This window comes from Lacipirellula sp. (genome assembly GCF_965279485.1).
GTDB lineage: Bacteria > Planctomycetota > Planctomycetia > Pirellulales > Lacipirellulaceae > Lacipirellula.
In genome coordinates this window covers 934818-949818 of the sequence record NZ_CBDIIC010000001.1, presented here as the reverse complement: position 1 = coordinate 949818, position 15001 = coordinate 934818, and the positions used below count along the sequence as shown (strand labels likewise).

Here is a 15001-nt window from a genome sequence, read left to right as displayed (position 1 = left end):
GGTTTGACTGCCCGACTTACCTCACAAAAATAAACTCGTGCGTGTTGAGCAACGACCAAACCACGTCGTCGATCGCTGGAACATCCGCTTCTTCCAGCGTCCGCCTCATCAACGCCAACTCGTCTGCAGTCGGCTTGCGACTGAGAATGCTGACAAACGCAACTTCGACTTTTGCATCAAGGCTGGTGGCGTCGGTAAGATCCTTCATCAGCCGCGATTGAGGGTTTTCGATAATCGAGGCTTCGACGACTCCGTTAAACATCGACAAGAATTGCGGCACGGTGGGGGCCGTGCTGCCCGCTTCGATAAACTCTCGGTTAGATTGCCCGAAGATTCGCAAAAAGTGGGCGGGATACTCCGGAGCATGCAGTTCCGAAGCTCTAGCCAAACCGTTGAACGAAGACACGGCCTGTTTGCTACGCTTCATTTCCATATCGGCCTTGAGCACAGGCACCTCCGCGGCGACGTACTTCCAATGGGCGTCCACCGAATGGCGCCTCACTTCCTCAAACCGCGAGTAGTTGTCCTTCTTTCCCACCAACACCGGCAAACCGCTGTAGGTGATCGCATCGCTGTGGACGCCCGCTTGTTGGCGATCAACATCGTCAACAGTCAACGTCATCAACGAATCCCAGGTCTGCTCCGCTGTCATGCGCGTTAGGGTTCGACCACGAAAGTTATAGCCCTGGCCAGGTTCTGGTTCGACGGGGTCGGCGCTGCGTTGATAGGCCTGGGTGTTGAACAGGATGCGTTGATACGCCTGCATGTCGTATCGCAATTCCTTCATCAACGTTTCAAGATATGCCATGAGTTCGGGATGCGACGCCGTCGTGCCGTCGACGATCTCGTCGACAGGTTCGAACAGACCGCGTCCCAAGCTGCGCTTCCACAAACGATTGACGATGACCGTCGTGAAGCGAGGGTTGTCAGGAGAAGTCACCCAGTCTGCGAAGAGCTTGCGGGAGTCAGCTGTCGAAGAACCGGGAGGAATGGCGAGTTCCGGGCCAAAGATCGTCCGGGCCATCACCACGTTGCCCGGCTCCGCATCTCCGTATTGGTAGTCGATCGGCAGTTTGATTTTACCGATGCCGTTGCCATGAACGACGTCGCGATGGTACGTGTTGCGGATGAACTGAGAGTAGGATTGCAGCTCAATGTCGCCGAGGGTTTTTTCGCGTTGGACAATTTGACGAAAGCGTTCGTCGCGGTTCTCCGTTTCGAGGCCATGCGTGAACGCGGCCATTTGAAAGAACTCGTGACGCGTCCAGCGGTCGTTGGGGTGGTCGTGGCACTGCGCGCAAGACATGCGCGTTCCCAGGAACGCCCGCATCGTGTTCGCCATGTTGTCCAGCGGCATGCCGCGATCTCGCAGGTAATAGCCCACGGCGCCGTTGTCGTGTTCCCAGCCCGACCCGCTCGACGCCAGCAGTTGGCGAACCATCGCGTCGTAGGGCATGTTCCGCCCTAAAGCGTCTTTCAACCACTTGATATAGTACGCGCGTGTAATTCCCCCTTCGTCCGTCTCCTTCACGCGGAGAATGTCGGCCCAGTAGTTGAACTGGTGGCTTACGTAGCCGGGCGACCTGATCAGCTTATCGACCAGCGCACTTCGCTTCTCGACGGCAGTCGACTTGACGAACGCTTCCGTTTCGCGACGAGTAGGAATGCGTCCGATCGCATCAAGATAAAGTCGCCGCACAAACTGCTCGTCGGAAGTCCTCGGCAGCGGCGCCGTTCCTTCCCGCTTGAGCGCTTCGTCGATGAACCGATCGATCGCGGCTGCACGCTCGACAATTTGCGCCTGACTCAGCGGCGCGGCGTAGCACGTTGCCGCTGCAGCAAAAGATGCAGCGGCTAGCGCGAGTAAAATGAGGAAGCAAGCGCCGCGCATGACGTTTCCGATCGCGATTGCCAACGGGGCCAATTCCTATCCATGGTATTCGGCTTCAGGGCGACGAGCTATCAGGAAGTCATAGCGGCCGTTTCAGCTATTGGGCGTCGTTACCGGAGCGGAGCCTGCTTGGTAACCTGGTAGCCCCCATTTATCGCGGCAAACTCGCTGATATTTCGTAAAACTCGCCGCCGGCTCGGGCAGCGCTCGATCGATTTCATCAATTCGGTAGCAGAACCCTGTAGCTCCCAGTGTGCTCAAATCGAGCCGGCCGTCTTTGCGGGTATAGATTCCTGGATGGATCCTTGCTTCAGGCAACGAGGCGTTGGGGTAAAACTGCATCGCATTGGATTCCACTCCCATGATCGATGACACCTTCGCAGCCAAACGCACGTGAGGAATTTGCGCTAGCATTGGATTGGTTAAATCTTGCACCATGATTTGCATGCCATGAGCGCGTGCCCAGCAGAAGCTAAGAATCGAACCAGTTTGCGTCTTGCAGGTCTTCAAGCAGACCCCGTTCCAACCCAACGAGTGCCCAAGTTTAACGTGCCGCCAATCGTGCGCGCTCTCGTCGAGAAAGAGCGGTTTGATGGCCGAGAGCTGGCGCACGTCGAGACGATGCGCCGCAAGATCGTAGGGGAAGGGTTGCTCGACGTACAGCAATTTCTGGAACGTCGCCGGTTCCTCGCTGCGCAGGCGATCCAAAATGGCGACCACATACGCTGGCTCCTGGACGGTGCAGTTGAAGTCGGCGCTCAGGAACTCTACGCCTTGGACGGCGGCAATCGCGCCGACCTCAGCCAGCCGGCGGAAATCCCATTCGCCGTCATTGCCCCGCAGTTTGATTTTGAGGCATCGCAAGCCGTCGCGAGCGATCCAATCGCTGAGCAGCGTTGGGTAGCCGTCGTTGACTTGTTGCGACACGTCCTCGTCTGCCGGAACAAGCGGATCAAGCGCGCCGACTAAATGCCAGACTGGCAGTGATTGGAGTCGGCCCGGAGTCAGAAAATCGGCCGGGAACTTGCCCGCGAACGAAACGCCTTCCGTAGCAGGTTGCAGGTAATGCGCTAAATCATGCGGCATGTGCTCTGCCGAGTAGGCGTCGAAGACGTCAATCCCGTGCAGATTGCCGTAGGCGTCATGGACGGCGACGTCGAAGGCGCTAATGCTGATGAGCGCCGCCAAATACGGAAGCGATTCGCCTTCAAGTTGATCGCTGACGATCTTCTGCAGCGCTGGTAGTTGCCCTGCCTGGAAATGAACTCCCAAGTCAATTGGGTGACCATACTCACCGCTTCCTACCCATGCCCTGGCGGCGTCGATGGCGCACTGACGCATCGCCGCGGCTCGCTCCGCGTAGGGCAAATCCGACGGCCACGCCCATTGAGCAGAGAGCGGCGTCTCGCCCCAGCCGACGGCTGTCCGGCCCGCGCGATCCTGAACAATGACCGCGACTCGGCAGCATTCGACTTCGGTGAGCGTTTCCCGTCCAAATTTTAATGGAACGCGGGTCCGAACCGGCAGGAAGTATACGTCCGCCGCGACGACGGTCACTCCCTCGGCACGCTTGTTGGTTGAATTCGCCACGTCTGACCTTCCATCGCGAGCAGTGCGAAGTCGCGGTTGCGCGCACTACTTAAGTTCTCGAAGATGAATGTTGCGAAAGCTCGCATTGCCGCCATGGTTTTGAAGAGAGATGTAGCCGCTTAGCGGCTTTCGCTGAATCTCACGGAACGACGCTTGCTGAACATCTTGAATGAGCACGCCGTTTAACGTCGCTCGCACATGTTCGCCGCAACACTCAATGAGGAGAGCGTTCCACTCCATCGGGCGTTTGATCGCGTTACGCTTTGGCGCGACGTAGCGATACAGCGCGCCACTTGAGTTGACTGACGGGGGAGTTCCATAGTCATCCAAAAGTTGTAACTCAAATCCAGTGAGCGAGACGCGAGTGTCGAGTTCCCCAGTAAATGATCGGTGCCGAAAGCCGACGCCGCTGTTCGTTCCGGGGGCTGAACGATACTCAAGTGAAAGGACGAAATCGTTATGCTTTGTCGCGTGACGGAGGTACCCAATGCCATGTCCCTGGCACTCGATGATTCCATCTTTCACCCGCCACACCGAGTTGCCTTGGCCATCGCGATCCGCTCCTTCGACGACCCACCCGCTCAAATCCTTTCCATTGAACAGCGACGTCGCGGAGGCATCGCATCGCGTTTGAGGACGGCACATATCTTCCGCGCTTGCGGACAATGCTGACCCGGCAAAAAACGTTGCCGTAAGAACCATGGACAGCGGCCTGAAATTCATCAAACTTCGCCAATGAAACTGCGCTGATGATGAATCGTCTGGCTCAGCAGACGCAACGCGATGCCTGGGACGATCTAATGACGGCGCTCAGCGAAATTGCCGCAACAAGAACTTGTACGACCGCCGAAGGTGGCGCCCGTGCGGCAATTATGAGCACGCCAATATTGGCTTGTCGAGCCGCAGGAAGCGTTTCGCCACCGCGCCAGTAAGAGTGAATGGAAAAAGTTGAAACTCCGCGCTAGGAACCTGATTGACTTCTACAGGATGGCGCTGGAATTTGTGGTAGAAGATAGTCGAGAGACGCAGGGGCGTTTCTGCTCAGCTACGTCTTCGCCTGTTTTGCCTCTTCCTCTTTGCAGCGCGACAACGACATAAGTTGAAGCGTCCTCGTAGCAGGTTCAAAGCTCACGCGCCGCACTTCGTAAAACTAGCTACTCTTAGAAGACGCTATCTGATGACGATTGGCTGATGCAGGCCAAGCACTCCTTCATTTTATTAGCAGATCGACGACGGCCCTCAATGGCGCAAGACCTCGCAGCTTCGGGCGGTCAACGCGGCAAGTGGATGGCCCTATTGGCCGCGCTGCTTGGTTGGATGTTCGACGGCTTTGAGATCGGCATGTTCCCGCTGGTCGGGCCGAACGCGCTCAAAGAATTGCTGGCCGACGAACTATCTGCCAATCCGGCGGCGAAGGACCAATGGTTCGGCGTCATCATGGCGGTGTTCCTGATCGGCGCCGCAACCGGCGGCGTCGTCTTCGGTTGGCTCGGGGATCGCATTGGCCGCGTTCGGGCGATGTCCCTGAGTATTTTGACCTACGCAATCTTCACCGGCCTTTGCGGGTTCGCGACCCAAGCCTGGCACATCGCCGCACTGCGGTTCGTCGCCTCGCTCGGCATGGGCGGCGAATGGTCGCTCGGCGTGGCCCTAGTCACGGAACTGTGGCCGAACCGCTCGCGCGCGTTCCTGGCAGGGCTCATCGGCGCTGCGGCGAACGTCGGCTTCTTGGCCGTTGGCTTACTGAGTTTGGTGCTGGTGAATTTCATTCAAGGCTTCGGCGAGTTCCTCAGCGCCGTCGGTCTACCGGAGGCGACAGTTCAAACGCTTCTCCACGGCGACGGTTGGCGACTACTAATGATCGCCGGCGCGCTACCGGCGCTCTTGGTCTTCTTCATCCGTCTTTTCGTTCCCGAGTCGCGCAAGTGGGAAGCGGCCGCGAGCGAGCAGGAAACTTCCTACTGGGCGACGCAAGACTTGCTGGGCGTCGTCGTTGGCGCGTTCGGCGCTGCGGTCATGGTGTTTTTGTGGTCGCCGGCGTTCGACCAGTTCGCGCGGACGCTTTCTTCGCCTGCCGAGGGGAGCACGCCGCCAAACTGGCTCGGACCGCTGCGAATTCTCGCCACGGGGATAGGATTCGTCGCCGCGCTCGTTGGCTACATCTATCCGGTAGTACGTTACTTGGGCCGCGCGCATGCCGCCGGACAACTGACCGCCGCTGACCGGCGCCGCAACCTCAATCTCTTGCTACTCGGCGCCTGTCTCGCTGGCATTCCGCTGTTGGGGACTTGGGGCTCGTTTCAGTGGGCGCCGAAATGGGCGATCGCTCTTGCCAATCAACTCCCCGTTGACGGCGGCCCATATCATGCCAAGGAATACGCGCAAATCGCCGCATCGCTCGGCGCGATCATTGGCACGATCCTCGCCGCACTGGCTGGCGGAGCGATCGGTCGCCGGCCGACCTACGTCATCCTGTGCATCGGCTCGTTCGCCTCGCTCGTTTATTTGTATCTGGCGAATGACGCCTACGGTTCCCAGTTGCTTGCGTCCATCTTCGTCGCTGGCGGCGTGACGGCGGCATTCTACGGTTGGTTTCCGCTCTACTTGCCGGAACTTTTTCCAACAAGCATTCGCGCCACGAGCCAAGGCTTCGCCTACAACTTCGGCCGCGTCCTCTCCGCCGTCGGATCGCTGCAAACCGCTGTGCTGACGGCCTACTTCGCCCGAAACATTCCCGCTGAACGCGTTGAAGTCGAGGCCTTTCCCCGCGCGGGAGCGACGCTTGCCGCCATCTACCTTGTGGGCGTGGCCATCATCTGGCTCGGGCCAGAGACGAAGGGAAAGCCGCTGCCGGATTAGTTCGCACTAGAACTGGAATCGATGACGCTCCAGCTAGTAGCGTCAGCCCCTGACCGCATGCTGATCAATTCGAAGAATGACCGCTCTCGTCGTGCCGACTCGATATTCAGTGACCTTGTGATGGAACAATCTGTCGTATGAACGCCAACCGTCGCGATTTTCTGGCTTCGTCATCGAAAACGCTCGTCGGCGCCGCTGTGTTCGCTAACTCGTCGCTGCTGACGACGCGCCTGCACGGCAACCCATCGTCGGCAGCCTCGGGCGATCGCATCCGCCTCGGACTGATCGGCGTCGGCAACCGGGGAATGCAGAACCTCGAAGAATTGCTCAAGAAAACGCATTGCGTTGAGTTGGCAGCCGTATGCGACGTCGACCAAGCCAGAATGTCAGACGCTCAAAAACTGATTGAGCAGCGCAGCGGCCAACGCTGCGCGACCTACAACGATTACCGTCGCTTGCTCGATGACAAAAGCATCGACGCCGTCGTCATTTCCACCCCCGATCATTGGCATGCGCTCGCGACGATCGACGCCTGCCGCGCCGGAAAAGACGTCTATTGCGAAAAGCCGCTCACGCTCACCATCGCCGAGGGCCAAGCAATGGTAGCGGCAGTGCGCGCCAACAAGCGAATTGTTCAGACGGGCAGCCAACAACGGTCCGACGCGCGGTTCAGACGCGCGTGCGAACTCGTGCGATCTGGCGCGATCGGCAAGGTGCACACGGTTCGCGTCGGAATTTCCAAGGTAAACTTTAAAGGTCCGGAAGTCCCCGACGGCAATCCGCCGCCGGAACTCAACTACGACCAATGGTTGGGCCCCGCTCCCAAACGCCCATACAACAAGAACCGCGTGCATTACAACTTCCGCTTCTTCTGGGACTATTCCGGCGGTCAGATGACCAACTGGGGAGCCCACCATCTTGATATCGCCCAGTGGGGGCTCGGCAAGGATGGCAGTGGGCCCGTCTCCGCCCTTGGCAAAGCTCGCTACCACCAGAGCAAGTTGTTTGAAGTCCCCGAGTGGTCTGAGGTCGTTTACGACTACGGCGACGGCACGACTCTCTACTGCGGGCATGATCAACCCAGCGGCACGACGTTTGTAGGCGATCGCGGCACAATTTCGGTCAATCGTAAAGAACTCAAAACGACGCCTTCCGATCTTGAGCTGATGCCGCCCAGCGAAAATTTCGTCGAACTCTACCGTAGCGACGATCATCTCGATAACTGGCTGCAGTGCATCGAGACGCGCGAATTGCCGATTTGCGATGTGGCCATCGGTCATCGCTCGGCCACCGTTTGTCACCTGGGCAATATTGCCATTCAGTCCGGCAAGGAAGTTCGCTGGGATCCGGTCAAGGAGCAGGTGATAGGCGACGACGTCGTCGCTCAAATGGTTAGCCGTCCCTACCGAGCTCCTTGGTCGCTCACATCCACCCGATAAAGGTATTCGATTGATGGCACTCCAGAACCGCCGACAGGCGCTGCTGAATATTGCTGGCGCAGCGATTGGCGTCGGCCTGTCGAACGGAGCGTTGCGTCTCGGCGCTGCCGAATCGCAACAGCCACCGCTGCGGGTCTGCATGCTCTCCGGCTCCGAGGAGTATAAGTCGGATGAATCGCTGGCGGCATTTCAGGCCGAGGTCGAGCGCAACTACCCGATAAAGTGTTCGCGCGCCTTCGCCACCGCCGTCGACAATCTACTTAACCTCGACGCTCTGAGTTCTTGCGACGTGATGCTGCTGTTCACGAGGCGCCTGAAGATCGACGGCAAGCAACTCGACGCCGTCAAAGAGTATTGCTTGTCCGGTAGGCCGATTGTGGGGCTGCGCACGGCAAGCCATGCTTTTGAAAACTGGCTCGACCTCGATCGCCAAGTATTCGGAGGCGACTATCGGGGCCACTACGGTAGCGGCGTTTTCACTCGTATCTCGCTTGTTGAAACCAAGCATCCCGCACTGGCGGGCGTGACGCCGTTCGAATCGAGCGAAAAACTCTACAAGAACCCGCAGCTAGCGCCAGATACGACTCTGCTATTGCGCGGCGACAGAGAATCGCACCAAGAACCGGTTGCCTGGACGCGCATTAACAATGGCGGAAGAGTTTTTTACACTTCACTCGGGGGGCCGTCAGACTTCAAAACTACGCAGTTTCGGAAACTACTGATCAACGCGATATTTTGGGTCGCAGAGCGGGATGAACGCGAGCAACCGTAGGCCTCGACTGGCCGACGAAATTCGAGCCGAGCCAGTTCGTCCCAGTGAAATCCAGCCTTACCGCGGGCGCCTTCTCGTGCAGTGCCATTGAAAGCGAATGGGCGATGCGTCTGAGTGGCTCCTAGATTCAGCTCAAGCATTTTCCCAGACGCTGCAGTTCGCGGCCGGCATGCTAAGCCTTCTCGGGCGTCTTCACGTGAAACTCCCGTTGTGAACAGAGCCAAGCCGCCAAGACGACGCAAGCGATGGTTCCCATTGCTAGTGACGTGAAGGAAGTCGATGCGGCGGGGTGCAACAACAGCTGCGGATCTTCGCGCAAGTTGAGCTGCCACGCTTCCGCGGCAATATCCTCCTCCATATGCGGCGTGGTGACGACGAAGCTCAGCGAGCGATAGGCGATCATCCGGGCGTGGTAGATCACGGTAATCAGTCGGATGCCGAACGGAAGATTGGCGAGCAGCCCTTCGATGACTGCGATGTAGACGACGCCAACGATCAGCGCCCGCTTTGTCAGCAGGCTCAACAGGCCGAAGAGGCTGCAGTACGCGGTGACGGCTAACGAATGAAGGCCAGCGATTTTCGCGAGCCGCACGCTCCACTCAGCAAAGGGAACGCCGGATCCCACGTAGATCGCAGCAAAGGCGAGCGCCGTGAACGCCGCCGTTAAGGCGACCGTCGTCGTGACCGTCGCGAGGAACTTAACAAGATAAATGCCCCACTTGGGCAGCGGGCGGACCAACAGGTACGTAATGGTTTGCTCTTCCTGCTCATCTTCGATCATTCCAGATGCATAGAGCAGGGCGACGAGCGGAATCAGAAGTTGCGGCAGAAGCATCATGCCCAGCAGAAACTCTAGGCCGCGCGGCGGAACATCGGGCGAGGTAAACCTCACCAGCAACGCCAACGCTGCGGGGATCGAGAACAACGCGCTGATTACGAGCCACCGCTTACCGTGCAAGTGCTGCCGCACTGAAAGCGCATAGAGCGCGATAAGTCCGCGAACCGAGGTCCCGGATGAATGTCCGTTTGATCGCGAGGAAGCGGTGCTTGCGTCCATCATTTGCTCACCAAGTACTTGAATACCGCTTCCAAGTTGTCGTCGTCGGAGTAGACCGATTCGATCGCGAGTCCTTCGCCAAGAGAAAGGTCGGGCAGGCGTCCGTAAAAATCGTCGGGTGAGCGTGTTTCCACCATAAGGCCTCCTTCACGCTCCAGAATGCGGACGCCTTCGACGTCCGGCCACAGCGACACGCGACTCGCCAACTGCCGATACTCTTCGCAAATTAGAACAATATGATGCGGGTGCTTATCGATGAGACTGCGAATCTCGCGGACATGCCCTTCGGCAACCAGGCGGCCGTGATTCAACAGCACGATTCGAGAGGTGAGCGACTGCACTTCGTGCAAGACATGGCTGGAGACAATGACGCTCTTACCTTCGTCGCTCAGTCGCAACACGATGTCCATCAAGTCGCGGCGAGCGATCGGATCGGTGCCCGTAAATGGCTCATCCAGGAACAGCACCTCTGGATCGTGGACCAGCGATTGAGCCATCTTGATCCGCTGCCGCATGCCTTTGGAGTAGCCGCGAATCGCTCGTTGCTGATGCCTGGTCATGCCGACCGCACCGATTGTCCGCGCGGTCGCGTCGCGAGCCGCTGATCTAGTTAATCCGCTCAATCGAGCGCACGTGTGTACGAAATCCCAGCCGGTCATCCATTCATAGAATCGGTCTTGCTCCGGGCAGAGACCGATGGAGCGGTTGAGCCCAGGGTTATTCCACGCGTCTTGACCCAGGACTCGCGCAACTCCCTGACTCGGCCGAAGCTGACCGGTCGCCAACTGCAGAAGCGTGCTCTTGCCTGCTCCGTTGGGGCCGAGCAATCCCGTGACGCCAGCGGGGATCGCCAGCGTCAACTTATTGACGCCGATCACATTGCCGTACCACTTCGACAGATCGCGAAATTCAACGACGGGCGTCATTTCAGCCGGTCCAGGGATTTGACGGAACGATTGAGGAGCCACGCTGAGAGCCCGAAGAGTGCGAGCAGTACGCCCGCCGACCAAGTCCACGGATACTGCGAGCCTACGTTGCGCAGTCGCGCCATATCTCGCTCGGCGCTGGGGCGCAATTGAGCCAGCTTGTCCCACGCTGCCGGCGTTCCGAGCATCTCTTCGCCGACGCGCGCCAGGTTTGTCGTGTAGGAAACGAGCGGTCGCCAGTCGGTGCGAGCGGCCGTGAGCTCCTGCTCGACGTAAGCGCTGGGATCGCGTCGGTCGAGGCGGATCGCGGCATGCCGTCGCTGTTGATGCTCGATGCCTTGCAGCACCGTCGCGACGACCCCGGAACCAATCCAGACGGCGAGCCAGAACATCGCGACGTAACGCGAACTGCGCGATAGCGAAGACAACGCGAGAATGAGCGTTCCCGCCGATGCGGCGATGATCAGTCCGTACCCAATGCTCGCCAACAGCAAGGGAAGCGTCTCTTTCACGATGCCGAAGTCGAGACTAAATAAAACCCCAAGCACGTAGGCGACGATCGATGGAACGATGGTGACGGCGCCTAAGAACGCGACAACGACTCCCCATTTACCAATAAAATAATCGATGCGCCGCAAAGGCCGCGAAAGATAGAGGGGCAGGGCATTGTAACGGAGATCTTGGCTGATGAGATTCGGGCCGACAATGAGGATCAGCAACATGGCGAGCCGTAGCTCAGTCAGCATGAAATAGCCGTAACAGAGGGCCCACGCTTCTTGGCGGTACGCCCGCGGATCGAGGAGCATTTCCCGGTCGATGAAACCGAGCAGCGGCAGGAAGGATTGAATCAATTCCGATTGCTGTTCAATCAATCCCCAAAAACAGAGCGCCGTGGCGAGCACAAGCGCCGGGATCCACGAAATAACCAATGCGATGCGCAGCCAACGATTCGTCAGCGCCACGCGAATCCCATGTCGCGTAATCGGCAGCCAACGCCAACTACGCCCGGAAAGCGTTCCCGACCAATGCTGATAGCCTTGATCAAAAATAGGCATCTACGCGCGCTCCAGGGATGAGAGAAAAACTTCCTCGAGCGTGCTGCGTTGGGGCTTCAAGTGGCGAATCTGTTCGCCAGCCTCCGCTGCTGCGCGCCAAATCAACTGCGGCGTTGCTCCGAGAGGCACGAGAACCTTCAGCACGTCTGTAGCGACTTCGGCGACGCAGCCACAGCTTCGCAGGCGTTCGGCGAAGGGAGCGAGCTCGCCTTTGACGCGTACTTCGTACGACTGGCTGTGAACTTGCTTCAGGTCCGCAATTTCGCCTTGAGCGAGCAGCTTGCCGGCGGCGATGACAATAACATGGTTACAGACCGTCTCGACATCAGGAAGAAGATGACTGGAGAAGAGCAGGCTCATTCCCTTATTCCGCGTCAGATCGCGAGCTAATTCGAGAATCTCTTGTCGCCCGTCGGGGTCCATCCCGTTCGTTGGCTCATCGAGAATCAGCATCTTGGGATCGTGAACGATTGCGGACGCGAGCTTCAGGCGTTGCTTCATCCCGGTCGAGTACGACTCGACTTTCCGGTAGCGGGCTTCGCCCAGGCCGACGTAGTCGAGCGTCTCGTGCGCCCGCTGCAGCGCATCAATCCGGCTCATTCCCACTAATTCACCGGCGTACGCCACAAAATCGACCCCCACGGTGTGGGGAAACAGGCACTCGTCCTCGGGAGCAAATCCAATCTCCCGGCGGATTTCGAGTTGCTGCCGACGGAAGTCTTTTCCCAGCACCTGGCCAGTCCCGGCATCCACCGGGATGAGACCCAGCAGCGTCCGAATCATTGTCGTCTTGCCCGAGCCATTCGGCCCAAGCAAACCGATCGCGCCGATCGGCACAGACAACGTCAAATCGTTGAGCGCCGTGATCGAACCGTACTTTTTGGTGACATTGGAGAACTGAAAGAGCACAGCCGCTCCTCTGGATAGCGTCCGGGGGTAGAGGCAATCTAACGCATGCGCCTTCAACCTTCAAAGCGCGATCGGCGGCCCGCTTTCCTACCGGGTACGCTGGCTTTCTAACGAGGGCGAGTTCGGTCCGCGCTTTGTTGAGGTGGCGCGGCTCGTGTACCATGGAAACGACGAACGCGCCGCCTCAACATCGACGGCAAACTTAACGCAGTGAGTAAGCATGCGAAATCTGCTCCTGATCGCCATTTTGTCTGCTCTCGTTTTCGCTTCATCAGCTGACGCTGCGCGACCGAAGCCCCCCGTGCGAGATCCGCAGGAGGAAGGTTTTGTCGCAGCCGTTGAACTCCCCAATGGCGAGCTGCCGCCGAAGAATGTGGTTGGCAATTTTGTGATTGGCCCCAAGCACCCAGTCGCGCCGGAAATGCTCGATCCACCCGGCGGACTACGGGGCAGGGTGGTTGAGTTCACGATGAAATCGGCCGACAGCAAGATCTATCCCGGCGTGGCGCGCGATGCCGGCACCTCAGGCAAGGTTGATCCGGCCGACCCGGCGAAGCTGATCGTCACCACCAGCCGCCCAGCGCCGTACGATCGTCGCGTCGCCGTCTACATTCCGAAAGATTACATGGCGGGGACAAAGGCGCCGTTCATCGTCGGCGCCGACGGGCCTGACAACGGCCTGTTCACGGCGCTCGACAATCTCATCGCCGAGGGGCGGGTGCCGCCGCTCATAGCGATCTCCATCGGCAACGGCGGCGGCGACGCGCAGGGGAGCCAGCGTGGACTGGAATACGACACTGTGTCGGGCCTCTATGCCGAGTTCGTCGAGAAGGAAGTCTTGCCGCGCGTGGAGAAAGAATGCGGCGTCACGCTCACCGACGATCCGAACGGGCGCGCGACGACCGGCTGTAGCTCGGGCGCCTCGTGTGCGTTCACAATGGCGTGGTTCCGCCCTGACTTGTACCGGCGCGTTCTCAGCTACTCAGGTACCTACGTCAATCAACAGTGGCCTTCGAACCCTGAGACGCCGCACGGGGCGTGGGAGTTCCACGAGCGACTAATTCCCAACAGCCCGCCGAAGCCGCTGAAGATTTGGCTCGAGGTGAGCGACCAAGACAACTTCAACCCGAACCGCATGCGCGACGGTTTGCACGACTGGGTGCTGGCTAACGAACGGATGGCCCGCGTCCTGGCTGAGAAGGGTTACCAGTACCAGTTCGTCTTCGCAAAGAATGCCGGCCACTGCGACGGCGCCGTGAAGCGGCAAACGTTGCCTTATGCACTCGAGTGGCTGTGGAGCGATTACAAACCGGCGGAGTAGATCGAAACCGGCGGAGCAGAACGGCGTTACCGTCATTCTGAGCGAGTCAGCGTCATTCCGAACGAAGTGAAGAATCTAGCGGCTCGATCGCCACTTCAAAGCGGCCCGACGAGTCAGCCATCCCGCGCGGCATCGCATTGGTGTTGAATTCGGCGACGATATCGCCATCGCCATCGACGGCGATTAGCCCTGCCGTTTCCTTCGGCAACCGGTCGCGCACTTGCACAATCGCCGCATCGGCCAGCGAGGCGTCCGCATAGCGCATCCGCGCTGCAACGTCGTAACACACGGCGTTGCGAATGAACAACTCGCCGACGCCGGTGCCGGAGATCGCGCACGTTTCGTTGTCGGCGTACGTTCCGGCGCCGATGATCGGCGAGTCGCCGATGCGACCATACTTTTTCATCGCCAGTCCGCCCGTCGAGGTGGCGGCGGCAAGATTCCCGTGCGTGTCGAGCGCGACGCAGCCGACGGTGCCGTAGTGATCAGGCGCCGCGAGTTGCGAAGTCTTCGGCTTGGCCGCTTCGCCACGTGCTTCAACCTCGGCCTTTGCTTTCGCTTTCTCGTATTCCGCCCGCGTGCGATCGGTCCAAAAGTAATCAGGCGAAACAATCTCGGCGCCGACTTCGCGAGCAAACTTTTCCGCCCCGTCGCCGGCGAGCAGCACGTGCTTCGTGTCGGTCATCACGCGGCGTGCGAGCGAGATCGGATTCTTCACCGTCGAGACTCCGGCAACGGCGCCGGCTGTATGGTCGGCGCCATTCATAATCGAGGCGTCGAGTTGATGCTGCCCCGTCGCCGTGTAGGTGGCGCCATGGCCGGCGTTGAAGTACGGCGAATCTTCCAGCACGCGCACCGACTGCTCGACCGCGTCGAGGCTGCTGCCGCCCTTGGCAAGAATGTCGCGGCCAACAGTGAGCGACTTCTCCAGCGCCTGTTCGATTCCTTTGCGAGCTTCGGGCGTCAGATCAGCCCAACCGCCGGCGCCGCCATGAATCGCGATGGCATACTTCGCCGGTTCCGCTGCCACGGCCGGCAATGCGGCGATCAATCCAACAACAAGATGACAAATTGCGAACGCGACGAGACGATTCACGGCAATACCTTCCAGTGCGTGAGGAATTCCGGGCGCTGCTGCAGCATAATGGCCGCGACTCCAACTTGCCACCAATTGCGAACGGA

The 15001-nt window shown here is 59.1% G+C and carries 12 protein-coding genes; 4 read left to right on the top strand and 8 right to left on the bottom strand.

What is annotated here, in order from left to right:
- Positions 1 to 16: 16 nt before the first annotated feature.
- From ACQY7R_RS03995 to ACQY7R_RS03985, 3 genes are all read right to left on the bottom strand, one after another.
- Positions 17 to 1915, bottom strand: coding sequence for a DUF1549 domain-containing protein (locus ACQY7R_RS03995; RefSeq protein WP_428304305.1), 1899 nt, complete (start codon positions 1913 to 1915; stop codon positions 17 to 19).
- 69 nt (positions 1916 to 1984) lie between these two features.
- Positions 1985 to 3481: an enolase C-terminal domain-like protein gene (locus tag ACQY7R_RS03990; protein ID WP_428304304.1), complete on the bottom strand. Its 1497-nt coding sequence runs from the start codon at positions 3479 to 3481 to the stop codon at positions 1985 to 1987.
- 45 nt (positions 3482 to 3526) lie between these two features.
- A complete protein-coding gene (locus tag ACQY7R_RS03985) occupies positions 3527 to 4126 on the bottom strand; it encodes a 3-keto-disaccharide hydrolase (protein WP_428304303.1) in 600 nt (199 codons plus the stop codon).
- A gap of 597 nt (positions 4127 to 4723) precedes the next feature.
- Between ACQY7R_RS03985 and ACQY7R_RS03980 the strand changes: the two genes are divergently transcribed.
- The 3 genes from ACQY7R_RS03980 to ACQY7R_RS03970 all read left to right on the top strand — a co-directional run bounded on the left by ACQY7R_RS03980 (position 4724) and on the right by ACQY7R_RS03970 (position 8551).
- Positions 4724 to 6340, top strand: a complete 1617-nt coding sequence (locus ACQY7R_RS03980) for an MFS transporter (RefSeq protein ID WP_428304302.1) — start codon at positions 4724 to 4726, stop codon at positions 6338 to 6340.
- 137 nt (positions 6341 to 6477) lie between these two features.
- Positions 6478 to 7779: a Gfo/Idh/MocA family protein gene (locus tag ACQY7R_RS03975; RefSeq protein ID WP_428304301.1), complete on the top strand. Its 1302-nt coding sequence runs from the start codon at positions 6478 to 6480 to the stop codon at positions 7777 to 7779.
- Positions 7780 to 7792: 13 nt separating this feature from the next.
- Positions 7793 to 8551 (top strand): ThuA domain-containing protein, encoded by a 759-nt coding sequence (locus ACQY7R_RS03970; protein WP_428304300.1) that lies wholly within the window; start codon positions 7793 to 7795, stop codon positions 8549 to 8551.
- A gap of 172 nt (positions 8552 to 8723) precedes the next feature.
- Here ACQY7R_RS03970 and ACQY7R_RS03965 read toward each other — a convergent pair whose 3' ends face one another.
- The 4 genes from ACQY7R_RS03965 to ACQY7R_RS03950 form a co-directional block, all read right to left on the bottom strand.
- Complete coding sequence (locus ACQY7R_RS03965) at positions 8724 to 9521, bottom strand: ABC transporter permease (protein WP_428304299.1); 798 nt, start codon at positions 9519 to 9521, stop codon at positions 8724 to 8726.
- An 86-nt stretch (positions 9522 to 9607) separates the two neighbouring features.
- The gene (locus ACQY7R_RS03960; protein ID WP_428304298.1) at positions 9608 to 10534 is read right to left on the bottom strand and encodes an ABC transporter ATP-binding protein; all 927 of its coding nucleotides are present in this window, start codon (positions 10532 to 10534) and stop codon (positions 9608 to 9610) included.
- Positions 10531 to 11589, bottom strand: a complete 1059-nt coding sequence (locus ACQY7R_RS03955) for an ABC transporter permease subunit (protein ID WP_428304297.1) — start codon at positions 11587 to 11589, stop codon at positions 10531 to 10533. Before ACQY7R_RS03955 ends, ACQY7R_RS03960 begins: the two co-directional genes overlap by 4 nt.
- Complete coding sequence (locus ACQY7R_RS03950; RefSeq protein WP_428304296.1) at positions 11590 to 12498, bottom strand: ABC transporter ATP-binding protein; 909 nt, start codon at positions 12496 to 12498, stop codon at positions 11590 to 11592. It lies immediately after the preceding gene.
- 220 nt (positions 12499 to 12718) lie between these two features.
- On the opposite strand from ACQY7R_RS03950, the gene ACQY7R_RS03945 reads away from it, so the two are divergent.
- Entirely contained in the window at positions 12719 to 13819 is a 1101-nt protein-coding gene (locus tag ACQY7R_RS03945; RefSeq protein ID WP_428304295.1) for an alpha/beta hydrolase, read from the top strand.
- A gap of 52 nt (positions 13820 to 13871) precedes the next feature.
- Here ACQY7R_RS03945 and ACQY7R_RS03940 read toward each other — a convergent pair whose 3' ends face one another.
- Positions 13872 to 14915 (bottom strand): isoaspartyl peptidase/L-asparaginase family protein, encoded by a 1044-nt coding sequence (locus ACQY7R_RS03940; protein ID WP_428304294.1) that lies wholly within the window; start codon positions 14913 to 14915, stop codon positions 13872 to 13874.
- Between the last annotated feature and the right edge of the window lie 86 nt (positions 14916 to 15001).

Bases quoted from the DNA above. Each gene is read 5' to 3' on its own strand.
- ACQY7R_RS03985 (WP_428304303.1), bottom strand. From the start codon at position 4,126: ATGTGCCGTCCTCAAACGCGATGCGATGCCTCCGCGACGTCGCTGTTC.
- ACQY7R_RS03980 (WP_428304302.1), top strand. From the start codon at position 4,724: ATGGCGCAAGACCTCGCAGCTTCGGGCGGTCAACGCGGCAAGTGGATG.
- ACQY7R_RS03975 (WP_428304301.1), top strand. From the start codon at position 6,478: ATGAACGCCAACCGTCGCGATTTTCTGGCTTCGTCATCGAAAACGCTC.
- ACQY7R_RS03970 (WP_428304300.1), top strand. From the start codon at position 7,793: ATGGCACTCCAGAACCGCCGACAGGCGCTGCTGAATATTGCTGGCGCA.
- ACQY7R_RS03960 (WP_428304298.1), bottom strand. From the start codon at position 10,534: ATGACGCCCGTCGTTGAATTTCGCGATCTGTCGAAGTGGTACGGCAAT.
- ACQY7R_RS03955 (WP_428304297.1), bottom strand. From the start codon at position 11,589: ATGCCTATTTTTGATCAAGGCTATCAGCATTGGTCGGGAACGCTTTCC.
- ACQY7R_RS03945 (WP_428304295.1), top strand. From the start codon at position 12,719: ATGCGAAATCTGCTCCTGATCGCCATTTTGTCTGCTCTCGTTTTCGCT.